Origin of the sequence: Streptomyces sp. NPDC048297 (assembly GCF_043201585.1) — a bacterium.
Classification (GTDB): Bacteria; Actinomycetota; Actinomycetes; order Streptomycetales; family Streptomycetaceae; genus Streptomyces.
Genome location: NZ_JBICZA010000010.1, coordinates 231,247 through 254,090, shown reverse-complemented (window position 1 = coordinate 254,090; position 22,844 = coordinate 231,247). Strand labels below are relative to the sequence as shown.

The window sequence follows — 22,844 nt, the reverse complement described above, 5'->3', positions numbered from 1 at the left end:
CGCTCGGCTGGGAAACCCCAGCCGAGCGTCTGCATAAACTGCTCGCCGTCTGACACAACCGATCACGTGTTGCGACGATCCCTAGAATCCGCCACGAGGTTCCGGGGGCCTTCGGCTCCCCAGGGGCGCGGGGCCGTATCGATGTGCGGCTCCGCCGCGCGGGCGCGCAGAGCCACGACGGACCCGCAGTCGGCAACAGTGAGCGACCACCCCTAACCGGCCGAATGTCACCACCGCTCCGTAGACTGGCCCTGTGAGCGAAGCGCCCGGCACCAGTGACACCCCCGACCCCCTCGACTCCTTCGACGAGATGATCGAGCAGGAGACCGACCGCGACCCCGATCTCGCGGTGATCGAGGCCGGCAGCCGTACCCTGCGAACCCAGGGCGGGCAGCCCCACGCCGACGTACCGGCGCGGCCGGAGGACCCCGAGGTCGACCGGGCGCTGCGCGAGGTCGAGACGGAGCTGGCGACCCGCTGGGGCGAGACCAAGCTGGAGCCCTCCGTCACCCGGATCGCCGCCCTGATGGACATCCTGGGCGAGCCGCAGCGGACGTACCCCTCGATCCACATCACGGGCACGAACGGCAAGACCTCCACCGCCCGCATGGTCGAGGCCCTCCTCGGCGCCTTCGACCTGCGCACCGGCCGCTACACCAGCCCCCACGTCCAGTCGATCACCGAGCGGATCAGCCTGGACGGCGCCCCGATCCCCGCCGAGCGGTTCATCGAGACGTACCAGGACATCAAGCCGTACGTCGAGATGGTGGACGCGCGGCAGGAGTACCGGCTGTCCTTCTTCGAGGTGCTGACCGGCATGGCGTACGCGGCGTTCGCGGACGCCCCCGTCGACGTCGCCGTCGTCGAGGTCGGCATGGGCGGCAGCTGGGACGCGACGAACGTGATCGACGCCGACGTCGCCGTGGTCACCCCCATCTCGCTCGACCACACCGACCGCCTCGGTGAGACGCCCGCGGAGATCGCCGGCGAGAAGGCCGGCATCATCAAGCCGGACGCGACCGTGATCATGGCGCAGCAGCCGGTGGACGCGGCGCAGGTGCTGCTGAAGAGGGCCGTCGAGCAGAACGCCACCGTGGCCCGCGAGGGCCTGGAGTTCGGCGTCGTGGACCGGCAGGTCGCCGTCGGCGGCCAGCTCGTCACGCTGCGCGGCCTGGGCGGTGAGTACCAGGAGGTGTACCTGCCGCTGCACGGCGCCCACCAGGCGCACAACGCCGCCGTGGCGCTCGCCGCCGTCGAGGCGTTCTTCGGGGTCGGCGCGCAGCGCGCGGAGCCGCTGGACATCGACACGGTGCGCAAGGCCTTCGCGGCCGTCTCCTCCCCGGGCCGCCTGGAGGTCGTACGGCGCTCTCCCACGGTCGTGCTGGACGCCGCGCACAACCCGGCGGGCGCCGAGGTCACCGCCGAGGCCGTGCGGGAGGCGTTCGACTTCAGCCGGCTGATCGGTGTCGTCGGGGCGAGCGCCGACAAGAACGTACGGGGGCTGCTGGAGGCCTTCGAGCCGATCTTCGCCGAGGTCGTCGTCACCCAGAACTCCAGCCACCGCGCCATGGACGCGGACGAGCTGGCCGCGATCGCCGTCGAGGTGTTCGGCGAGGAGCGGGTCCAGGTCGAGCCGCGGCTGCCCGAGGCCCTCGACGCGGCGATCACGCTGGCCGAGGAGGAGGGCGAGTTCACGGGCGGCGGGGTGCTGGTCACCGGCTCGGTCATCACGGTGGGCGAGGCCCGCCTGCTTCTGGGAAAGGGCTGAGGGTTCGTCGTGCGTACGCTCTGTTCGTCGACGCTGATCGGCGAGTTCTTCATCGTCGGGTTCGCGGGCCTCGTGGCCATGAAGGACCCGGATCTGTCCACCTCGACGGTGTGGCTGGTCTGCGGCATCGCCATGGCCCTGTGCGTGCTGCTGTGCGGGGTGGTGACCCGGCCGGGCGGCGTCGCCCTCGGCTGGGCCCTGCAGCTCGCCCTGGTCGCCTCCGGTGTCTTCGTCCCGATGATGTACATCCTGGGCGTGGTGTTCGCGGCCCTGTGGTGGGCGTCGGTGCACTTCGGCAGAAAGGTCGACGAGGCCAAGGCGCGTTTCGCGGCACAGGCGGACCCGCCCCCCGCAGCTGACGCTGCGTGACAGCGGCACGGACACGCCCTGTAGCCTCGTCCTACCGCACACGTCAGTCGTAAGGAGCCCCCGTGACTCAGCGCACCCTCGTCCTGCTCAAGCCCGACGCGATCCGTCGTGGTCTGACCGGCGAGATCATCAGCCGTATCGAGCGCAAGGCCGGCTGGCAGATCACCGCGCTGGAGCTGCGCACCCTGGACCGGGGCACGCTGGAGCAGCACTACGCCGAGCACGTGGGCAGGCCGTTCTACGAGCCGCTGGTGGAGTTCATGGCCTCCGGCCCGGTCGTGGCCCTGATCGTCGAGGGCGAGCGGGTCATCGAGGGTGTGCGCGCGCTGGCCGGTCCGACCGACCCGATCGCGGCGGCCCCCGGCTCCATCCGCGGCGACTTCGGTGTGATCGTCCGCGAGAACCTGATCCACGCGTCCGACTCGGAGGAGTCGGCCGAACGCGAGGTGAAGATCTTCTTCCCGGGCCGTGGCTGACCGTGCCGCGCGGCGTGGCAGGACCGCGCCGGGCAGGGTTTCCGATAAATTTTCTGAGGGACCGTCAGATCTTTCGCAACCCTGACCTGGGACGGCCGTACGATTTCGGCCGTCCCTTGGCATATGCGTTGCCGATCGGGGGAACGCGTGCCTCCGATGGACCGTCTCCACAAGCGAGGCGACGCGCCATCTGCTGACAATGGCGAAGACCCTCGCGCAGTGTTCGTGCAGGCGCGTCTACGATGGAAGCCTTCACGTCACAGCACCCACCTCGCCTACCTGAAAAGCCCTCAAAAGCCAGTGGGAAGGCCAGACGAATCCTGATGGGGAACTCAATGTCGTTCATCGGCCGTGACATGGCTGTCGACCTCGGGACCGCCAACACGCTGGTGTACGTCAGGGGTCGCGGGATCGTACTCAACGAGCCGTCCGTGGTCGCGATCAACACCAACACCGGTGGGATCCTCGCGGTCGGTGCCGAAGCGAAGAAGATGATCGGCCGGACGCCGGGCAACATCGTGGCCGTGCGTCCGCTGAAGGACGGCGTGATCGCCGACTTCGAGATCACCGAGCGTATGCTCCGCTACTTCATCCTGAAGATCCACAAGCGGCGCTATCTCGCCCGTCCGCGTGTCGTCGTCTGTGTTCCCTCGGGCATCACCGGAGTCGAGCGCCGCGCGGTCATCGAGGCGTCCTCTCAGGCGGGAGCCCGCCAGGTGCACATCATCGAGGAGCCCATGGCCGCCGCCATCGGCTCCGGGCTGCCGGTCCACGAGGCCACCGGCAACATGGTGGTGGACATCGGCGGCGGTACCACGGAGGTCGCGGTCATCTCGCTCGGCGGCATCGTCACCGCCCAGTCCATCCGCGTCGCCGGCGACGAACTGGACAACGCGATCATCCAGTACATCAAGAAGGAGTACAGCCTTCTGCTGGGTGAGCGGACGGCCGAACAGATCAAGATCACGATCGGTTCGGCGTACGACCTCGACTCCGACGAGCACACCGAAGTCCGCGGACGCGACCTCGTCTCCGGACTGCCCAAGACCGTCGTCATCTCCGCCGCCGAGGTGCGCAAGGCGATCGAGGAGCCGGTCAACGCGATCGTCGACGCCGTCAAGACGACCCTCGACAAGTGTCCGCCGGAGCTGTCCGGCGACATCATGGACAGAGGAATCGTTCTGACCGGTGGCGGAGCCCTGCTGCGCGGGCTCGACGAGCGGCTGCGGCGCGAGACCGGAATGCCGATCCACATCGCCGAGGACCCGCTGGACAGCGTGGCGCTCGGATCCGGCAAGTGCGTCGAGGAGTTCGAGGCGCTGCAGCAGGTCCTGGACGCCCAGCCGCGCAGATGAGGCAACTCTTCGATTCCGCTCGATTCCGCCGTACGGGACGATCTCCCCTCGTACGGCGGATCGTTGATGAAGAGGCATAAGCTCCCGCACATGGACTTCTCGGGCCGGCGTCTCGCCCGTGCGCCCGGGGGTCCCCGAATTCCTATCGAGGAAGGGCACGGCCGCCGCACGTGAGGGACACGAAAGAGAGCCGGTTGCTCCTGGTCCTGCTGGTCGCCATCGCGTTCGCGCTGATCACGGTGGACATCCGCGGAGGCCGGAACTCTCCGGTCGACGGCGCCCGGCAGGCCGCGGCCGCGGTGTTCGGGCCCGTCGAGGACGGGCTGTCCTCCGCGGTGAACCCGGTCGGTGACGCCGTCTCCGCCGTCCGGGACTCCGGCAGCCGGCACGACCGGCTCGCCGTGCTGGAGAAGGAGAACGCGGCCCTCAAGGCGAAGCTCGGCAGCGACGACCGCAACCGCAGCCGCCTGACGCAGCTCGACAAGATGCTGAAGATCGCCGGCGAGGGCCAGTACGGCATCAAGGGAGCCCAGGTCATCGCCATAGGGGCGGCGCAGGGCTTCTCCTGGACCATCACCGTCGACGTCGGCGCGAACGACGGCATCAAGCGGGACATGACCGTACTGAACGGCGACGGCCTGGTCGGCCGGGTCACCACGGTCGGCCCGGACACCTCCACCGTGCTGCTGGCCAACGACCCCGACTTCACCGTCGGCACCCGCATGGAGGGCAGCGACGAACTGGGCTTCGCCTCCGGGCAGGGCGACCGCCCGCTGCGCGTCGAACTCCTCAACGGCAAGGCCGAGGTCAAGAAGGGCGACCGCCTGGTCACCTTCGGCTCCGAGGCGGACAGGCCGTTCGTGCCGGGCGTCCCGGTCGGCGTGGTCTCCCGGATCGACCCCTCCGGCGGCGGCCTGACCCGCACGCTCTACGTCACCCCGTACGTCGGCTACACCAAGCTCGACATCGTCGGAGTGGTCGTCCAGGGCCCGAAGAAGGACCCCCGCGACGAGGTCCTGCCCACCAAGCCCAAGCCGGTCCCGACCCCGACGGTGACCGTCACGGTCACCCCGTCCGCCGACGCGACCGCCAACGACCAGCAGCAGCAGTAGGAGCTGAATCCCCATGCGTGTCAACCGGATCCTGCTCTCCAGCGCCCTGGTCGTCGTCGCCCTGGTGATCCAGGTGAGCGTGCTCGCCCGCCTGCACCTGCCGGGCGCCGTCCCCGACCTGCTGCTGCTCACCGTCCTCGGCCTCGCCATGGTGTACGGCCATGTGGGCGGCGCCCTCGTCGGCTTCGGCGCCGGACTGCTCGCCGACCTCGCCCCGCCCGCCGACCACGCGGCCGGCCGCTACGCCCTGGTGCTGTCCGTCATCGGCTACGGCGCGGGTCTCATCAAGCCGGAGAACGGCCGGCTGAAGTCCGCGATCGGCCCCATGGCCGTCGTGGTCGCCGCCGCCCTCGGCTCCACCCTGCTGTACGCGGGCGTCGGCGCCCTGGTCGGCGACACCGCCGCCCGTCACGTCGGCCTGACCGGGCTGCTGTTCTCGGCCGCCCTGTACGACCTGCTCCTCGCGCCGTTCGTGGTGCCCGGCGTCATGTGGCTGGCGCGCCGCGCCGACAACGACCCGCTGACCGAGGCCGGCTCCGCCGCCGGCGGTGGCGGGAACATCTCCTCCGGCTGGCTGTCCTCCGGCACCGGCCTGCGCATCGGCAGCCAGCGCGGCGGTCTCGGCGGCCTGAAGGCCAAGGCCCGCACCCGCTCGGCGCGGGTCGGCCGCATCAAGGGGGTCAAGCGGCTGTGAACAGCGGCGAGTTCACCCGGACGTTCCCCGGGGCGTTCACCTGGACATCCGCCGGGGCGTGCACCCGGATGTTCCCTGAGGCATCCGCCGGGGCGTTCCACGGGGCATTCGCACGGACATTCACCCGGACATTCACTCGAACGGGGAAGCTTTCGCGGAACGCGGGCTCACAGGCCGGTCGTTCATCATTCGTACGCGCTCAGACGTCAGCGCACTGAGAGGGGGAGACAGCCGCAATGACCAACATTCCCGAGACCGGGCGCACCCCACGGGTCCAGATCCGACTCGTCGTGATCCAGATCCTCGTCCTCTCCCTCCTCGGCACGCTCGGCGGCCGCCTGTGGTACCTGCAGATCCGGGAGGGCGCCGAGTACCAGAAGGAGGCGTCCGGCAACCACGTCCAGCAGGTCGTCGAACCCGCCGTGCGCGGCGACATCCTGGACGCCCGGGGCATCCCCCTCGCCGACAACGAGACCCGCCTGGTCGTCTCCGCCTCCCGCACCGACCTGCTCAAGCAGAAGGACGACGGCAAGGGCGTACTGACCAAGCTGGCCGCAGTCCTCGGCATGACGCCCGACGAGGTCCAGCAGAAGGTCAGACTCTGCGACTCCAAGACCCCCCAGCCGTGCTGGAACGGCTCGCCGTACCAGCCGATCCCCATCACCGACGAGGCGACGCCCAAGCAGGCGCTGCAGATCCGTGAACGCGCCGAGGACTTCCCCGGCATCACCGCCGAGCCCGAGGCCGTGCGCCGCTACGCGGGCCCCGCGAAGACCAACACCGCCCAGGTCCTCGGCTACCTCTCGCCCGTCACCGACGACGAGATCCAGAAGGCCAAGGACACCGACTCGCCCTACCTGCGCTCCGACATGGTCGGCCGCTCGGGCCTGGAGCGGCAGTACGACAAGGAACTGCGCGGCAAGGCCGGCGTGACCCGCTACGAGGTCGACAACCTCGGCCGCGTCATCGGCAAGGCCAAGGCGGACCCCGCCGAGACCGGCTCCAACCTGGTCACCAGCATCGACTCCCGTGTCCAGCGCGTCGCCGAGTACGAACTGGACAAGGCGATGAAGGTCGCCCGCCAGCAGTTCGACAAGATCACCGGCGAGAACTACAAGGCCGACTCCGGCGCCGTCGTCGTGATGGAGGCCAGGACCGGCCGCGTCGTCGCCATGGCCTCGGCACCCACCTACGACCCGAACGTGTGGGTGGGCGGCATCTCCGCCAAGGACTACAAGGCCCTCACCGGCAAGAACTCCGACTACCCGCTCCTCAACCGCGCCACACAGGGCCAGGCGGCGCCCGGCTCGACCTTCAAGGTGGTCTCCACGGCCGCCGCGGTCCAGGCCGGCTACGTGTGGGACGGCGGCTACCCCTGCACCAGCTCGTACTCGGTCGGCGGCCAGGTCTTCAAGAACTTCGAGGGCGAGAGCTTCGGCCCGATCTCCCTCGGCCGCGCCCTGGAGGTCTCCTGCGACACCGTCTTCTACGGCCTCGCGGACCGGGAGTGGAAGAAGGACGGCGGCATCAACCCCAAGAAGGGCGAGCCCAGGGACTGGTTCTTCAAGACCGCCCACGAGTTCGGCCTCGGCAAGGAGACCGGCGTCGACCTGCCCAACGAGGTCACCGGCCGCGTCCCCGACCGCCAGTGGAAGCTCGACTACTGGAAGGCCAACAAGGACGCCTGGTGCAAGTACGGCAAGAAGGACGGCACCTACGTCCAGAAGATCTATTACGAGAACTGCCTCGAAGGCAACAAGATGCGCGAGGGTGACGAGATCAACTACTCCATCGGCCAGGGCGACACCCTCGTCACGCCGATCCAGGAGGCCGTGATCTACGGCGCCGTCGCCAACGGCGGCACTATGTACCGGCCGACCATCGGCAAGGCGATCGTCAGCCCCGACGGCAGGACCGTCACGCCCATCCCGCCGAAGAAGTCCGGCCGGCTGCCGGTCAGCCAGGCCACCCTCAAGGGCATGGACGACGCCTTCGCGGGCGTGATCACCCGCGGTACCGCCGCCTGGAAGTTCGGCGGCTGGCCGCAGAACAAGATCCCGCTGCACGCCAAGACCGGTACCGCCGAGGTCTACGGCAAGCAGACCACCTCGTGGCTCGCCACGTACTCCAAGGACTACACGGTGATCATGACGATCGCCCAGGCCGGTACGGGTTCCGGAGCCTCCGGTGAGGCCGTGCGCAACATCTACAGCGCCCTCTACGGCGTCCAGGGCGACGGCTCCGTCGACAACAAGAAGGCGCTGCTGCCCCAGCCGCAGCAGGCCCTGCCCAAGGTGCGCACGGACGGCACCATCACCGCCCCGAAGATCGTCGGCGACCCGGCCAAGGACGTCGAGGCCTCCCAGAAGGACAACGCCACCAACGGCGGCGACCAGCAGACCCCCGGGACCTCGCCGTCACCGACCACCAACAGCAACACCCGCAGGCGGCCGCACCGGGCGCGCCGCAGGGGGAGCCGGAGGACGCGTCCGTGACCGGCAACAGCTTCTCCGTCTCCGGGTACGGCCCCCAGCGGGCGGGCTGGACCAGGCTCTTCGCCCGTGACTCGCTGGCCCGCCGCCTCGACTGGCCGATGCTGCTCGCGGCCCTCGCACTGTCGATGATCGGCTCCCTGCTGGTCTACTCGGCGACCCGCAACCGCACCGAGATCAACCAGGGCGACCAGTACTACTTCCTGCTCCGGCACATCATGAACGCCGGCATCGGACTCGCCCTGATGATCGGCACGATCTGGCTCGGCCACCGCGCCCTGCGCAACGCCGTGCCGGTCCTCTACGGCCTCTCGCTCCTCGGGGTCCTGCTGGTCCTCACCCCGCTGGGGGCGACCATCAACGGCAGCCGCAACTGGATCGTGCTCGGCGGCGGCTTCTCGCTCCAGCCCGCCGAGTTCGTGAAGATCACGATCATCCTGGGCATGGCGATGATGCTGGCCGCCCGGGTCGACGCCGGGGACAAGCCGTACCCCGACCACCGCACCGTGCTGCAGGCACTCGGTCTGGCCACCGTGCCGATCCTGATCGTGATGCTCATGCCCGACCTCGGCACGGTCCTCGCCATGGTCGCCATCATCCTGGGCGTGCTGCTCGCCTCCGGCGCCTCCAACCGCTGGATCTTCGGCCTGCTCACCGCCGGCGTCCTCGGCTGCATCGCCATCTGGCAGCTGCACATCCTGGACGAGTACCAGATCAACCGCTTCGCGGCCTTCGCCAACCCGGACCTCGACCCCGCCGGCGTCGGCTACAACACCAACCAGGCCCGCATCGCCATCGGCTCCGGCGGCCTGACCGGGGCGGGCCTGTTCCACGGCTCGCAGACCACCGGCCAGTTCGTGCCCGAGCAGCAGACGGACTTCGTCTTCACGGTGGCGGGGGAGGAGCTGGGCTTCCTCGGGGCCGGCCTGATAATCCTCCTCCTGGGTGTCGTCCTGTGGCGCGCCTGCCGTATCGCCCGCGACTCGACGGAGCTGTACGGCACGATCGTGGCCGCCGGGATCGTGGCCTGGTTCGCGTTCCAGTCCTTCGAGAACATCGGCATGACCCTCGGCATCATGCCGGTCACCGGTCTGCCGCTGCCGTTCGTGTCGTACGGCGGCTCGTCGATGTTCGCGGTCTGGGTGGCGGTGGGACTGCTTCAGTCGATCAAGGTGCAGCGGCCGATGTCGGCCTGAGGGACGCGCCGGGCACGGCCGGGCGGTCAACCGGGGGCATGCCGGGGCGGTCAACCGGGGGTATGGCGGTAGTTTTCCTGCCATTCACCCTGGTTGGCCCCTGCCGTCCCGGCCGATCAGCAACTAGATTCGGTTCATGGCGGACGCGAAACGCGAGATCGAGCGCAAGTACGAATCCGACGAGAGCGGCCTGCCCGACCTGACCGGCGTCGGACCGGTGGCGGACGTCCTCGACAGGGGCCTGGTCGAACTGGACGCCACGTACTACGACACCGCCGACGAACGCCTGGCCGCGGCCTCCCTCACCCTGCGCCGCCGCACCGGAGGCGCCGACGCCGGCTGGCACCTCAAGTTCCCCGTCGCCCCCGGCGTCCGTGACGAGATCCAGGCACCTCTCTCGGACACCGTCCCCGACGAACTCGCCGCCCTGGTCCGCTCCCGCGTCCGCGACGCGGAACTGGTCCCCGTCGTCCGGCTCCGCTCCGCCCGCGACGTACGCCACCTGGTCGACGCCGACGGCACCCTGCTCGCCGAGGCCAGCGTCGACGCCGTGACCGCCGACCGGCTCAACCGGGCCGGCGGCACCGCCCAGTGGACCGAGATCGAGGTCGAACTCGCCGACGACGGCGACCCGGCCTTCCTCGACAAGGTCGACAAACGCCTGCGCAAGGCGGGCGTACGGCCGTCCAGCTCACCGTCCAAGCTCGCCCGCGCCCTGGAACGCACCGGCGGCCCGCGCCCCGCCTCCGCCCCGCGCGCCGAGCCCGTCACGGCCGGCGACCACGTCCTCGCCTACGTACGCGTCCAGCGCGACGCGATCCTCGCCTACGACCCGGGCGTCCGCCGCGACCTGCCCGACGCCGTCCACCAGATGCGGGTCGCCACCCGCCGCATGCGCAGCACCTTCCGCACCTTCGGCACGGTCCTCGACCCCGCCGTCACCACCCCCGTCGCCGCCGAGCTGAAGTGGCTGGCGGCAGAGCTCGGCGTGGGCCGCGACCAGGAAGTCCTGGCCGAGCGTCTGCTCGCCGTCCTCGACGACATCCCCACCGCCCTGGTCGACGGCCCCGTGCACCGGCACCTCACCACCTGGGCGAGCACCCGGCACGGCAGCGCCCGCGGCCACGTCGTCGCGATCCTCGACTCCGCCCGCTACCTGGCCCTGCTCGACACCCTCGACGCCCTGCTCGCCGACCCGCCCCTGAAGCCCAAGGCCACGAGAAAGCCCGGGAAGACGATCACCAAGGCCCTGCACAAGGACCTCGCGAAGGTCTCCCGCCTGGTCGCCGAAGCCCTGCACCAGCCTCCCGGCGACGAACGCGACACCGCCATCCACGAGGCCCGCAAGAAGGCCAAGCGCGCCCGCTACGCCGGCGAGGCGGCCGTCCCCGCCCTCGGCGCCTCCGCCCGCGCCTTCGCCAAGTCCATGAAGTCCCTGACCAGCCTGCTCGGCGAGCACCAGGACAGCGTCATGGCCCGCCGCACCCTGCGCGAACTGTCCGCCGCCGCCCACGCGGCCGGCGAGAGCACCTTCACGTACGGCCTGCTCTACGGCAGGGAGGAGGTGGCCGCGGCGGCGGTGGAAGGGGAGCTGCCGGGGCTGTGGCGGAAGATCGGTGCCACGGCGGCCGTCCGGGCGTACGGGGGCGTCGTCCGGTCGGGGTAGCCTAGATGGTCACCCCTGTCACTTACGAAGGTTCCCGCGATGTCTGTCGAGTCGGTCTTCCCGCAGCTCGAGGCCCTGCTCCCGCATGTGCAGAAGCCGATCCAGTACGTGGGCGGCGAGCTGAACTCCACCGTCAAGGAATGGGACAGCTGCGACGTCCGCTGGGCGCTCATGTACCCGGACGCGTACGAGGTGGGTCTGCCCAACCAGGGCGTCATGATCCTCTACGAGGTCCTCAACGAGCAGGACGGCGTCCTGGCCGAGCGCACCTACAGCGTCTGGCCGGACCTTGAGGCGCTCATGCGCGAGCACGCCGTCCCGCAGTTCACGGTCGACAGCCACCGCCCGGTGAAGGCCTTCGACGTGTTCGGCCTGAGCTTCTCCACGGAGCTCGGCTACACGAACATGCTCACGGCCCTGGACCTGGCCGGCATTCCGCTGGAGTCCAAGGACCGCACGATCGACGACCCGATCGTCCTCGCCGGCGGCCACGCGGCCTTCAACCCCGAGCCGATCGCCGACTTCATCGACGCGGCGATCATCGGCGACGGCGAGCAGGCCGTGCTCGACATGACGCGGATCATCCGTGAGTGGAAGGCGGAGGGCCGCCCCGGTGGCCGCGAGGAGGTCCTGTTCCGCCTCGCGAAGACGGGTTCGGTGTACATCCCGGCGTTCTACGACGTCGAGTACCTCCCCGACGGCCGTATCGCCCGTGTCGTGCCCAACAAGTCCGGCGTCCCGTGGCGTGTCTCCAAGCACACGGTCATGGACCTGGACGAGTGGCCCTACCCCAAGCAGCCCCTCGTGCCTCTCGCCGAGACGGTCCACGAGCGCATGTCGGTGGAGATCTTCCGCGGCTGCACCCGCGGCTGCCGCTTCTGCCAGGCGGGCATGATCACCCGCCCGGTCCGCGAGCGCTCCATCACGGGCATCGGCGACATGGTCGACAAGGGCCTCAAGGCGACCGGCTTCGAGGAAGTCGGCCTCCTGTCCCTCTCCTCCGCGGACCACTCCGAGATCGGCGACATCGCCAAGGGCCTGGCCGACCGCTACACGGACGACAAGATCGGCCTCTCGCTGCCCTCCACCCGCGTCGACGCCTTCAACGTCGACCTGGCGAACGAGCTGACCCGCAACGGCCGCCGCTCCGGCCTCACCTTCGCCCCCGAGGGCGGCTCGGAGCGCATGCGCAAGGTCATCAACAAGATGGTCTCCGAGGAAGACCTCATCCGTACCGTGGCCACCGCCTACGGCAACGGCTGGCGCCAGGTGAAGCTGTACTTCATGTGCGGCCTGCCGACGGAGACCGACGACGACGTCCTCCAGATCGCCGACATGGCGACACACGTCATCCAGAAGGGCCGCGAGGTCTCGGGCTCGGGCGACATCCGCTGCACGGTCTCCATCGGCGGCTTCGTCCCCAAGCCCCACACCCCCTTCCAGTGGGCGCCCCAGCTCTCCGCCGAGGAGACCGACGCCCGCCTGGAGAAGCTCCGCGACAAGATCCGCGGCGACAAGAAGTACGGCCGCTCGATCGGCTTCCGCTACCACGACGGCAAGCCCGGCATCGTCGAGGGCCTGCTCTCCCGCGGCGACCGCCGCATCGGCGCCGTCATCCGCGCCGTCTACGAGGACGGCGGCCGCTTCGACGGCTGGCGCGAGCACTTCTCCTACGACCGCTGGATGGCCTGCGCCGACAAGGCGCTCGCCTCCGTCGGCGTGGACGTCGACTGGTACACCACCCGCGAGCGCACCTACGAGGAAGTCCTCCCCTGGGACCACCTCGACTCCGGCCTCGACAAGGACTGGCTCTGGGAGGACTGGCAGGACGCCCTCGACGAGACCGAGGTCGAGGACTGCCGCTGGACCCCGTGCTTCGACTGCGGCGTCTGCCCGCAGATGGACACATCCATCCAGATCGGCCCGACCGGCAAGAAGCTGCTGCCGCTCACGGTCAAGAACGCTGGTCCGACGCCGGTTTCGAGTGGTCACACGCACTGAGGTGTGAGGCCTGCTGCGGACGTCGAGAGCCCCCTTCGTTCTGGAGGGGGCTCCGCCGTTTCCGGTTTCTGTCGCCCGTGGCAAGCGGATGTCCGGGACGGTGATTGCTGGATAAAGTCGGTTTGTCACAACTGGTTGCGGGGGCAACCAGAGTTTGGTCGGTGCTGCCGACGTCCTGGGGAGGGCCTGAGCGCATGAGTCGTCGCTCTGCTGGTTTCGTCAACACATGGGCCGAGGCGCAGCGCGCGCATCAGCGCCAGATCGAGGCCGAACAGAGGCGGCGTCGAGAGGAAGACCGGGCGGCGCGTGCCCACCAGCGACGAGCGGCCCAGGAGTACCGGGAGTACCGGCAGGCGGAGGCCAGGCGACGGACGGACGAGCTGGACGCGCAGGTCGCGACCTTACAGGGACTGCTGGCGGAAGGGTGCAGGGCGCCGGCTTTCAGGGCGGCGTCGTTGATGCGGGTGGAAGAGATCCCGTCGTTCGACCCGGGCCGGCTGGGGTGGCCCGTACGCATGCCGGATCAGAGTCAGTACCGGGCACAGGGTGGCTGGACGGCCGGTCGGCGTGCTCAGGCGGAGGCCGAGGCGCGGGCCCGTTTCGAGCACGACTGGCACCAGGCGCAGGCTGCCGAAGCACAGCGTCAGCAGCGACTGGCCGCCTTGCGGCGGGACCATGAGCACAGGGCTGAGGCGCTCAGAGCCGAGGTGCGACGGCACAACGCGAGCATCACCGAGGTGATGGCAGGTGTCAGGCGGGGTGACCCCGACCTTGTGGTCGAGTACTTCTCCGCCGCCCTCTACGCGTCGACCGCCTGGCCTGAAGGCTTTCCCCGGCAATTGGCGGCCGCCTTCGATCCGGCGGCCCGGCAGTTGGTGCTGAGCTGGGAGCTGCCGGGTTACGACGTCGCGCCGGAGGCCAAGGCGGTGAAGTACGTACCGGCCCAGGACCAGGACAAGGAGACGGCGCGCCCCGTGACGCAGCGCCGTGCGCTGTATCGAGAGGTGCTGGCGCAGAGCGTGCTGCTGGTTCTGCACCAGATCTTCGCTGCGGATGAGCACGGCATGGTGGATTCGGTGGTGTTGAACGGCTTCGTCGACGCACCCGACCCCGCGACCGGCAGGCAGTCCCGCATCTGTCTGGCCACCGTCATGGCCCAGCGAGCCGCCTTCACGGACCTGTACTTGGAACAGGTGGATGCGACCAGTTGCCTGACAGAGGCACTGCGTGGGCAGCTCACGACCCGTCCCGACCAGCTCACCTCGGTGCGACCGAGCCGACAGCCCGAGGAGGTCGGGAACCAGGTCGTCACCCATGGCGGCGGGGGTGAGGAGCCGGACCTGTACGACATGGATCCGATCGCGTTCGAGGCCCTCGTCGCCGACCTGTTCCGCGCCATGGGTATGCAGGCGGTGACGACGCAGCGTTCGAACGACGGTGGCGTGGACGTCGACGCGCTGGACCCGGCTCCCATCCGGGGCGGCAAGATCGTCGTCCAGGTGAAGCGCTACCGCAACACCGTGCCTCCCACCGCGGTACGCGACCTGTATGGCACGGTCCAGGACGCGGGCGCCAACAAGGGCGTCCTGGTGACGACATCGGGATTCGGCCCTGGTTCGCGCACCTTCGCCCGCGGCAAGCCGCTGGAGCTGATCTCGGGCGGCGAACTCGTGGACCTGCTGCACCGGCACGGGCTCCGCGGGCGTCTGGGAGAAGGCGGGCGACCGGCTCCCGCGCAGCCTGAGCCGGCTGCTCCGGCGACGTCGTCCGATGACTACAACGTGCTCGGCATGATGTGGTCCGGCAACGTCACGTTGGACGTCTGTGCACTGGTCTGCACCGGCGATCGGGTCATCGGCGAGGACCACTTCGTCTTCTTCAACAACCCGCAGACGCCCGACGGTTCGGTACGTGCGGTGGCGGCCTCGGCGCCGGACAAAGCGGCGATCAGAGTCGCCTTCGACGCGCTGCCGCAGGGCGCTGACCGGTTCGTCCTGGTCGCGGCCGTGGACCCCGAGGTCAATCCGGACGCGGATCTTTCCGGCTTCACCGATGCCTGTATCCGGTTGCTCGACCGCTCGATGAGCGAACTCGACCGGCTTGAGGTCTCTGACGGCCGCGCAGACGAGACGGCGCTGGTCCTCGGTTCCTTCCGCCGCAGGTCAAGTGGCGACTGGGACTTCGTGCTGGGCGGAAAGGGCTACAGGGGAGGCTTGGAGGAGCTCGTCCAGGATTACGGCATCGAGGTGGACCAGCCCGAGTGATGCCGTGAATCTTTGCTGCACCCGCGCGCATACGGACACTCGTGACCGGTCGGCCGGACCGGCGGGTAACGGATGAGGCACGACGGCTCCCGGCAGCAGCGGGATTCCTACTGTCTGTGGCATGGATGGAATCGATGTGGTCAACGGAGCGGTGGGCGCCGTGCTCGGCATGGTCTGTGCCGTACTGTTCCAGCAGCCGCTGCAGGACGTCTGGTACCGGCTGCGCAAGCGCTCCACGACCGCGATCCGTACCATGCGGCGGCAGGAGGAGTCGGGGCCCGTCTGGCAGACGTTCTCGCCTGGGCCCTTACGGACGTCCGCATTGATCGTCGAAGGTGACGGGACGTCTCCGGTGTCTCCTGAGGCCGTCAACATCCAGGTGCTCGACGATGAGGTGGTGCTGCCACCGGACATGGCCGGCTGGCGGGACGAGATCGCCGAAGAGAGCGAGCGACTGCGGGAGGAGGGGCGCACGCCGCTGTGGAACGGCCCGCGCTATGCCGTCGAGTCCTTCGACATCTCCCGTACCCCTCTTGACGAGACGCCCGAGATCCATCTGAGGCTGCGCCCCACCGACTACTACACGTTCCTCGCCGCTCAGCAACTGGACCGCAGGCTCTCCGACGGCTCCACGCCCCGGACCCGCTATCTCGATCCCGATGACCCGCTGGCGGCACCGTCCTTCCTCCAGTGCAGCTTCGCCGTCAACGTCGCTGTGGTCACCGCGGACGACATGCTCGTCGTGAGTCGGCGCAGCAACCGGGTACGCATGGCACCGGGTGTGTGGAACTCCTCCGTGAACGAGGGCCTTTCGAGGCACATCGACTCTTCGGGCAGGAGCGCACCGGATCTGCACGCGGTGGCCCGTCGCGGGATGCGGGAGGAGTTGTCCCTGGAGCCCCACGAATACTCCCTCGACCTCCTGGCCTTCGTCCTGGACGTGGACAAGCGCCACTGGAGCGGTCACTTCCACGCCAGGCTGAAGGACCTCTCGAGCGCGGGCCTCCAGGCGCGCGTGAGCCGGGGTGTCGCCGATCGCTGGGAGCACGACACCATCGACTACGTTCCCTTCCGGCCGGCGACGGTGGTCAAGTACATGCTGCGGGCCAATCGCATCAACCGCTGGGCACCTTTGGCGCCGTCCCTCTTCCACCTCTCCCTCGTGCACGCATACGGGCGTTCGCTCATCGAGCGGGTGGAGGCGCAGGTCGTGCGCCGTCTGTGAGAGGCCTGGCGGACTCGCCGGCAAGGGCACTCAGCCGGCCCGCCCACGTCGGGGCGGCCTCGTCCGGCCCTGCGGCAAGAGAGGCGCCCGGACGATTCCGTCCGGGCGTCTCGTCGTTCCTGGGGTCCTGCTTCTGTTGCTCTCCCGCGTGGAGGTGAGGTCAGGCGAGTACCTCGGCGGGCGAGGTGCTGGTCGTCTCGGCGGCCGTCGAGGTCGTCGGGGTCGCCGAGTGGGTCGCCAGTGGCAGCCGGTTGAAGCCGTACATGAACGGCGATATGCGGTGGGTCAGTTCGGTGCGGTCGACGCCGAGGTCCAGGCGGGGGTGGCGGTCCAGGAGGCTGGCGAGACCGATCTTGCACTCCAGCCGTGCCAGGGCCGAGCCGACGCAGTGGTTCGGCCCGTAGCCGAAGCCGAGGTGCGGGGCGTCCGTCCTGGTGATCCGCAGCGCGTCCGGCTCGTCGTAGACCCGCGGGTCGCGGTTGGCCGCGGCGAGCAGGAAGCCGACCGTGCCGCCTTCCGGGATGACCGTGCCGTGCAGTTCGATGGGTTCGAGGGCGTGCCGGAAGCCGGGGGACAGGATGACCGGGTTCGAGTAGCGCAGCACCTCGTCGACCGCCTGGTCCATGAGGGCCGGGTCCGCGCGCAGCAGGTCCAGCTGGTCGGGGTGGTCCAGCAGCGCGGCCACGGCGTTGGCGAAGAAGTTCGCGGTGGTGTCGGTGCCCGCGATGAACAGGTTCCCCGCGATGGCCGCGATTTCCTCGTCGTCCAGCCGGTCGTCGCCGTCGGACGCGTTGATCAGCAGGGTCAGCAGGTCGTCCGCCGGCTGCTTCCGCTTGACCTTGATCTGCTCGCCGATGTAGTCGAGGGTGTCTCTCAGCGCCTGCGTGGACGCCGCCCGGTCGGCGCCGGTCGCGGCGTCGGCCCAGCCCCGCATCAGCTCGTGGTCGGACTCCCGGATGCCCAGCACGGTGGCGATCGTGGTGCTGGCCAGCGGGTAGCCGTACTCCCCGACCATGTCCGTCGGCATGCGGTCCAGCAGCGCCGAGGCGATTTCGCTGATCATCGGAGTCCAGCCCGCGGTCATCCGCGGGGTGTGCGTGGCGCCGATCAGCTTCCGCTGGCGGACGTTGTCCCGCTGGTTCACCACGAACGCCTTTTCCCAGTTCGTGCCGACGCCCATGGCCAGCCCGGACCTGCGGAACCGCTCGCTCGCCACCTTCGCGTCGACGGTGAGCCGCCGGTCCGTGGCGAGGTTGCGGATGTCGTCGTAGCGGCTCACCAGCCAGAGGTCGATGTCGGCGAACGGCGGCGAGACCCGGGCCACCGGCTCGTGCTCGCGCATCTGCTTCAGTGTCGGGAACGGATCGCTGTAGTACTCCATCGAGAAGATCCGTGGCGCCGTGGTCATCTTTCCTCCGTACTGGACGGGCGAGTTGCTTACGTTCACTTCACGCCCACGTGGAGGCAGTGGTCCACGGGGAGTCCCTCGAATCGCTTCACCTGGTCGAACCCGGCCTCCGCCATCCAGTCCGCGTACGCCGTCGGCGGGTGGAAGTTGCCCCGCCCGGTCGCGACGGACAGGAAGTAGGCCGGGAACAGCACCGTGCCCAGCGGGCCGTCGCGGGTGTCGTTCTGCATGGCGTCGAAGAGCAGGAGGTTCCCGCCCTGCGGCAGGACCGCATGGACCTTGCGCAGGATCTCCACGTTGGTCTGCGCCGGCCAGAGCGGCATCACGTGGGTGAGGAACGCGCTGTCCGCCCCCGTCGGCAGGGGTTCGTTGAACACGTCGCAGGCGACGGTGCTGATCTGTTCCGTCAGGCCGTGGTCCGCGATGTTCTTCGCCGCCGCCTCGACCACGGGCGGGAGGTCGACGACGGTGATCTTCAGGTCCGGATAGTGCTTGGCGATCGTGATCGCGTTGCGGCCGATGCCGCCCGCCACGTCGAGCAGATGGCGGCAGCCGTCCAGCGCTCCGGTTTTGATCAGGCCCGCCATGGCGCTGTCGGAGATCGCGTGAATGTGGTCGTGCAGCTGCCGCTGCTTGCCCGGATCGCTCCGGAGCCGCTGGTAGAGGCTGTCGCCCTGGCCGGGGAAGTGGCGCAGGCCCGCGTTCGTGCTCGTCCTGAGCGACTCGACGAAGTCACCGATCCCAGGATTGACGATGTCGTGGATGAACGGCAGGTGCAACGCGTCCTTGCCCTGCACATAGCGCTCTTCGACCAGGGGATGGTTGCGGAGCCCGGAGTCGTCTCCCAGGACGAGCCTCAGTCCCCGCAGACCGGTGAGAAGGATGTCGAGCGGGTACTCGTCCAGGGCGACGGCGTCGGCCAGTTCGCGCGACGTGCTCCCGGGGTGGTCCGACAGGTGGGCGAAGACCCCCAACTCCTTGCCCGCGTGCAGCATCTCGGACGCGACAGCTCCGTACATGATGAGTGTCAGACCCTCGTCGGTCAGGTCCCAGGCCGAGGCCGTTTCTTCGTGCTTTCCCATTACGGGTTCCTCACTCTGCGACAAGTTCCGCGCCGGCCGTCGCGGTCAGACGACCGCGGTCGCTCCGGCGGGAGACAGACTCACGTGCACTTCATTGGCTTCGGCGTCGTACCGGCAGCGGGTCACCTGGTTGTCCAGCTCCGGGTCGGGCACGCGGAAGTCGGGGCGGTAGAAGAACCCGCGGGACTCGCGTCGGGCCAGGACCGCGCGTATGTAGGACTCGGCGACGATCAGCACGTCCACGGACTCGGTGTCCGTCGAGGCGTCCGCGAGGTGGCGTGCGCGTTCCCGCGCGCACCACTGGGCGAAGTCGTGGGCGCCCTCCGTGGTGAACCTGTTGTCCTGCACAGCCGCCAACCGGCGTCGGATCTCCGGCTGGAGAGCGGTGTCCGCGCTGGGCGCGGCCGGTCCGGCGTCGAAGTCCGCCGTGGGCTCGTCGCTCGCCCGCTTCGCCAGCGTCTCGGCGAGTTCGGCGCCTCGGACGATGAAGGACAGGAACGGTTTGCCGGTGAGCGAGTCGAGGGACATGCCGTACTCGGCCTCGCCGGTGGCATGGACGTTGGCCGGGCCGGTGCCCGACTCGGACGCGGGCGCCATGCCGCCCATGGAGAAGCCCCGTACGGGTCCGAGACGGCCTGTGCCGCTGACGAGTTCCGCCGTGTGCGGAACGTCGAGGTTGTCGATCCAGTAGCGGGTGTACACATCCAGGTCGATCGAGTCACCCGCGAACGCGGCCAGCGCCTGCATCAGCTCGGTCGCGGGCTCGCCCGACCGCAGCAGCCGCGCGCCTTCGAGGTCCGGCGGGTACAGCGGGCACCTGCGCTCGGGGTCGCCCAGCGCGACCCAGTTGAACAGCTCCAGGTTGGCCAGGGAGCCGCCGCGCCGCGCGAAGGTGCCCAGCAGGTGGCCGTTGTCGGAACCGAGCCCGTCGGCGAACAGTCCGGTGAAACCGCCGGACGCGAGAACGACGTCACCGGCGAGCACCTTGCCGGGTTGTCCGTCGTGCTCGTAGCGCACCCCGAGGCAGGTGTCGCCTTCCATGACGAGGTCCGTGACCCGTCCGCGCAACCGGGTGCCACCGAGTTCCGTGAACTCCGCCAGCACCCGGCCCACCACGTCGCCGCCCGCGCCCAGACGGATTCCCGGGGTCGGGCCGAGCGGGTAGACGAACTCGCCGATCGGCGCGTACTCCACGAGCCGGGAGAGCGCGTCGAACTCGTCCCGGGCGCGCTCGATCATCCTGGCGCGGTACCGGGGATCCTGGGTGGTGGAGATGTCCGAGAACACGGCCGGCGCGGTGCGGTCGGTGGAGTTGATGGTGTCCTGGTTGATCAGTCCGGCCGCCCCGAGGGACAGCGGCGGCTTCTGATCGTCGTCGGAGATCAGCACCGTGCGGACCGCTCGCTGCGCGAGCCGGTACGCCAGCCAGGCCCCGGCGATCCCGCCGCCGACGATGACCACCTGGCTTCGCGTCGAACGAGCTTCATTGCGCATCAGTAGCGCTCCTCAGAGATGTAACGGTCTTCAACAGCGGCTTGTCGTCGTCCGGCCGGCGCGCTCGTCCGCTCGGCGCGCTCGGTCAGCCGGGTTCATGGCGTGGGTGCCTGCTCGTCGGCGATCAGGTCGAGCAGGTCGGCGGCGCGGGCCACGTCGATGTGCAGCGGACGGTCCGGGTCGATGGCGGGCACCACCTGGACCAGCCGGTCGAGCACCGCGGCGCAGGCGGGCGAGGTCGGCAGGCGGCCGCCCACGTGGACCGACTGCCGCAGCGCCACGGCCAGCGCGCCGTGCAGCCAGCGCAGCGAACGGGACTGGTCGAGCGCGTTCAGCGCGGTCTGGGTGCCGAACGGGACCACGTCCTGGTTGTGCATGTTCGTCGGCAGGCTCTGCATCGACGCGGGGATCACGCTCCGGCGCATGTCGGCCACCGTCGCGGTGGCGGCGATCTGCACGCCCTGCACGCCGTGCTGCTCGCCGGGCACGGTCGCCAGCACCGGGGGCAGGCCGCCGTTGCGGTGCGGGTCGACCATGAGGTCGAGCTGGCGTTCGGCGAGGTTGCCCATCTGCACGGTCGTGGTGGTCAGCATGTCCGCGGCGAAGGCGACCGGCTGGCCGAAGAAGTTGCCGCCGTGCACCACTTCGCCGTGCTCGGGGAAGAACAGCGGGTTGTCGCTGACTCCGTTGAGGTCGGCGTCGACGACCGAGGTCACGTGCTCCACCGCCCCGGCGACGGCGCCGAGCAGCTGGGGCACGCAGCGGATGCTGTAGGGCTCCTGGAGCCCGCGGGTGCCACTGGGCGTCGACCCGGCGAGCAGCTCGCGCATCCGGCGGGCGACCGAGCCGGCGCCGGTGTGGCCGAAGGCGGTCAGCAGGTGCTCGGACAGGTACATCGGCGCGCAGCCCAGCACGTCGGCCATGAGCGCCGACAGCAGCTGCGCCACGACGAGCGAGCGGGTCACCGAGGCGACCGCGAGCCCGGCCGCCGCCGCGGTCAGCGAGGTCCCGTTGACCAGGCCGAGCGCGTCGCGCCCGTCCAGCTCCAACGGCGGGAGCCCGGCCGCGCGCAGCGCCTCGTCCGCCGGCGTGCGGACCCCGCCGACGTAGGCGAAACCGTTGCCGCGCAAAGCCTGTACCGCGTGCGCGAGCGGCACCAGGTCGCCGCTGGCGCCGACCGATCCCAGCCGGGGGACGGCGGGGGCGAAGTCGGTCCGCAGCATCGCGGCCAGCGCGTCGACCACCGCGACGGAGACCCCCGAGTGGCCCTGCGTCAACGACCACAGCCGGGTCAGCAGCGCGGCCCTGACCACCGCGGGGTCGAGGTCCGGACCGTGGCCGCTCGACAGGTGGTTGAGGGTGTTCTCGGCCTGGTCGGACAGTTCGGCGCGACCCGTGAACGAGACCAGCGGGCCGAATCCAGTTGTCATTCCGTAAATTGGACGTTCGCTTGCGAGAACGTCGTGAACGAATTTGTGGCAGGTTGCTATTCGGTCGTTCACGTCGTCGTCGAGCAACACCTCGATCGGCCGCGCGGCCCGTTCCAGAAAGGCGGGTTCCAGCCGTCCGGGAATGCGCAATGGCGGAGTCATGTGCACGTCGAACTGGCTCAGCATCGCTCACTCCTCGGTTGTGTCTCCAGGCCCGCCCGCCCGTCGCCGGCAGGGGCGTCAGGGCTCTCGTCGGTGGCCGTGGAACCGCAGAGTAGAGCCGCGTGGCCGAGAGTGTGCCCCTGGTGTGCCCCAAAGCTCGAACCGGTGTGCCCGAAGGTGCAAGCTCCCTCTTCGGAAAGGGTTTTGACGTGGGCGGCTGTTGTCACCTTCTTTCGGTGCGTCTACAGTTTCGTCCCGCTGGAATCGAAGGCCGGATCCGGGCGATTTAATGAATCTTTTTCCGCGCGGTCACGTGCAATTCATGTCGCGCCGGGCCCAATGAAATGAACGGCGGAAACGGGATGGAGATCGCACAGGACGCCGCGGTCGTGGAATCACGGGTCAGGGCGGCGGTGGCGTACGCGATGCGCGTGTCGCTCGACGACTGGCCCGCCGGCGAGCCGCTGCACAACGTGCCGGACGGGATCTACGACAGCCTCGCGCAGCTCGAGGCCATCGTCAGGCTGGAACGCGACCTCGACTCCGGCCCGCTGACCCTTGACCAGCAGGCCGGTGAGCTGATCACCATCACCGCGCTCACGGAGTGGGTCGTACGCAAGCTCGGCGAGCGCGGATGAGCGGCGCTGCGC

General features: G+C 69.5%; 17 protein-coding genes. 13 read left to right on the top strand and 4 right to left on the bottom strand.

The features are described from left to right. Positions 1-310: 310 nt before the first annotated feature. The 12 genes from ACGFYV_RS14155 to ACGFYV_RS14100 all read left to right on the top strand — a co-directional run bounded on the left by ACGFYV_RS14155 (position 311) and on the right by ACGFYV_RS14100 (position 16,618). Positions 311-1,768: a bifunctional folylpolyglutamate synthase/dihydrofolate synthase gene (locus tag ACGFYV_RS14155; RefSeq protein ID WP_393878644.1), complete on the top strand. Its 1,458-nt coding sequence runs from the start codon at positions 311-313 to the stop codon at positions 1,766-1,768. 9 nt (positions 1,769-1,777) lie between these two features. Next, positions 1,778-2,137 carry a DUF4233 domain-containing protein gene (locus tag ACGFYV_RS14150; RefSeq protein WP_393878629.1) on the top strand — a complete coding sequence of 120 codons (360 nt, stop codon included), beginning with the start codon at positions 1,778-1,780 and terminating at the stop codon, positions 2,135-2,137. Between the two features lie 62 nt (positions 2,138-2,199). Continuing rightward, entirely contained in the window at positions 2,200-2,613 is a 414-nt protein-coding gene (gene ndk / locus ACGFYV_RS14145) for a nucleoside-diphosphate kinase (protein WP_393878628.1), read from the top strand. A gap of 335 nt (positions 2,614-2,948) precedes the next feature. Further along, the gene (locus tag ACGFYV_RS14140; protein ID WP_020940056.1) at positions 2,949-3,968 is read left to right on the top strand and encodes a rod shape-determining protein; all 1,020 of its coding nucleotides are present in this window, start codon (positions 2,949-2,951) and stop codon (positions 3,966-3,968) included. A 170-nt stretch (positions 3,969-4,138) separates the two neighbouring features. Then, on the top strand, positions 4,139-5,080 hold the full coding sequence (gene mreC / locus ACGFYV_RS14135) for a rod shape-determining protein MreC (RefSeq protein WP_393878627.1): 942 nt from the start codon (positions 4,139-4,141) through the stop codon (positions 5,078-5,080). A 13-nt stretch (positions 5,081-5,093) separates the two neighbouring features. After that, positions 5,094-5,774 (top strand): rod shape-determining protein MreD, encoded by a 681-nt coding sequence (mreD, locus tag ACGFYV_RS14130; protein WP_393878626.1) that lies wholly within the window; start codon positions 5,094-5,096, stop codon positions 5,772-5,774. A 236-nt stretch (positions 5,775-6,010) separates the two neighbouring features. Further along, on the top strand, positions 6,011-8,269 hold the full coding sequence (mrdA, locus tag ACGFYV_RS14125) for a penicillin-binding protein 2 (protein ID WP_393878625.1): 2,259 nt from the start codon (positions 6,011-6,013) through the stop codon (positions 8,267-8,269). After that, positions 8,266-9,462 (top strand): rod shape-determining protein RodA, encoded by a 1,197-nt coding sequence (gene rodA, locus ACGFYV_RS14120; protein ID WP_393878624.1) that lies wholly within the window; start codon positions 8,266-8,268, stop codon positions 9,460-9,462. Before mrdA ends, rodA begins: the two co-directional genes overlap by 4 nt. A 136-nt stretch (positions 9,463-9,598) precedes the next feature. Beyond that, the gene (locus tag ACGFYV_RS14115) at positions 9,599-11,128 is read left to right on the top strand and encodes a CHAD domain-containing protein (protein ID WP_393878623.1); all 1,530 of its coding nucleotides are present in this window, start codon (positions 9,599-9,601) and stop codon (positions 11,126-11,128) included. A gap of 39 nt (positions 11,129-11,167) precedes the next feature. Continuing rightward, the gene (locus tag ACGFYV_RS14110; RefSeq protein ID WP_393878622.1) at positions 11,168-13,129 is read left to right on the top strand and encodes a TIGR03960 family B12-binding radical SAM protein; all 1,962 of its coding nucleotides are present in this window, start codon (positions 11,168-11,170) and stop codon (positions 13,127-13,129) included. Positions 13,130-13,323: 194 nt separating this feature from the next. Then, entirely contained in the window at positions 13,324-15,393 is a 2,070-nt protein-coding gene (locus ACGFYV_RS14105; RefSeq protein ID WP_393878621.1) for a restriction endonuclease, read from the top strand. Positions 15,394-15,514: 121 nt separating this feature from the next. Continuing rightward, entirely contained in the window at positions 15,515-16,618 is a 1,104-nt protein-coding gene (locus ACGFYV_RS14100; RefSeq protein WP_393878620.1) for a hypothetical protein, read from the top strand. Positions 16,619-16,778: 160 nt separating this feature from the next. Here ACGFYV_RS14100 and ACGFYV_RS14095 read toward each other — a convergent pair whose 3' ends face one another. From ACGFYV_RS14095 to ACGFYV_RS14080, 4 genes are all read right to left on the bottom strand, one after another. Next, entirely contained in the window at positions 16,779-18,026 is a 1,248-nt protein-coding gene (locus tag ACGFYV_RS14095) for a cytochrome P450 (protein ID WP_393878619.1), read from the bottom strand. A gap of 35 nt (positions 18,027-18,061) precedes the next feature. Beyond that, complete coding sequence (locus tag ACGFYV_RS14090) at positions 18,062-19,108, bottom strand: methyltransferase (RefSeq protein ID WP_393878618.1); 1,047 nt, start codon at positions 19,106-19,108, stop codon at positions 18,062-18,064. Positions 19,109-19,153: 45 nt separating this feature from the next. Beyond that, positions 19,154-20,602: an FAD-dependent oxidoreductase gene (locus ACGFYV_RS14085; protein ID WP_393878617.1), complete on the bottom strand. Its 1,449-nt coding sequence runs from the start codon at positions 20,600-20,602 to the stop codon at positions 19,154-19,156. 95 nt (positions 20,603-20,697) lie between these two features. Further along, positions 20,698-22,194: an aromatic amino acid ammonia-lyase gene (locus ACGFYV_RS14080; protein WP_393878643.1), complete on the bottom strand. Its 1,497-nt coding sequence runs from the start codon at positions 22,192-22,194 to the stop codon at positions 20,698-20,700. Between the two features lie 362 nt (positions 22,195-22,556). Between ACGFYV_RS14080 and ACGFYV_RS14075 the strand changes: the two genes are divergently transcribed. Further along, positions 22,557-22,832 carry a hypothetical protein gene (locus ACGFYV_RS14075; protein WP_393878616.1) on the top strand — a complete coding sequence of 92 codons (276 nt, stop codon included), beginning with the start codon at positions 22,557-22,559 and terminating at the stop codon, positions 22,830-22,832. Positions 22,833-22,844: the final 12 nt, after the last annotated feature.

Bases quoted from the DNA above. Each gene is read 5' to 3' on its own strand.
- ACGFYV_RS14080 (WP_393878643.1), bottom strand. From the start codon at position 22,194: ATGACTCCGCCATTGCGCATTCCCGGACGGCTGGAACCCGCCTTTCTG.
- ACGFYV_RS14095 (WP_393878619.1), bottom strand. From the start codon at position 18,026: ATGACCACGGCGCCACGGATCTTCTCGATGGAGTACTACAGCGATCCG.
- ACGFYV_RS14155 (WP_393878644.1), top strand. From the start codon at position 311: ATGATCGAGCAGGAGACCGACCGCGACCCCGATCTCGCGGTGATCGAG.
- ACGFYV_RS14140 (WP_020940056.1), top strand. From the start codon at position 2,949: ATGTCGTTCATCGGCCGTGACATGGCTGTCGACCTCGGGACCGCCAAC.
- ACGFYV_RS14110 (WP_393878622.1), top strand. From the start codon at position 11,168: ATGTCTGTCGAGTCGGTCTTCCCGCAGCTCGAGGCCCTGCTCCCGCAT.
- ACGFYV_RS14085 (WP_393878617.1), bottom strand. From the start codon at position 20,602: ATGCGCAATGAAGCTCGTTCGACGCGAAGCCAGGTGGTCATCGTCGGC.
- ACGFYV_RS14075 (WP_393878616.1), top strand. From the start codon at position 22,557: ATGGAGATCGCACAGGACGCCGCGGTCGTGGAATCACGGGTCAGGGCG.
- ACGFYV_RS14100 (WP_393878620.1), top strand. From the start codon at position 15,515: ATGGATGGAATCGATGTGGTCAACGGAGCGGTGGGCGCCGTGCTCGGC.
- ACGFYV_RS14090 (WP_393878618.1), bottom strand. From the start codon at position 19,108: ATGGGAAAGCACGAAGAAACGGCCTCGGCCTGGGACCTGACCGACGAG.
- mreD (WP_393878626.1), top strand. From the start codon at position 5,094: ATGCGTGTCAACCGGATCCTGCTCTCCAGCGCCCTGGTCGTCGTCGCC.
- mrdA (WP_393878625.1), top strand. From the start codon at position 6,011: ATGACCAACATTCCCGAGACCGGGCGCACCCCACGGGTCCAGATCCGA.
- ACGFYV_RS14115 (WP_393878623.1), top strand. From the start codon at position 9,599: ATGGCGGACGCGAAACGCGAGATCGAGCGCAAGTACGAATCCGACGAG.
- ACGFYV_RS14105 (WP_393878621.1), top strand. From the start codon at position 13,324: ATGAGTCGTCGCTCTGCTGGTTTCGTCAACACATGGGCCGAGGCGCAG.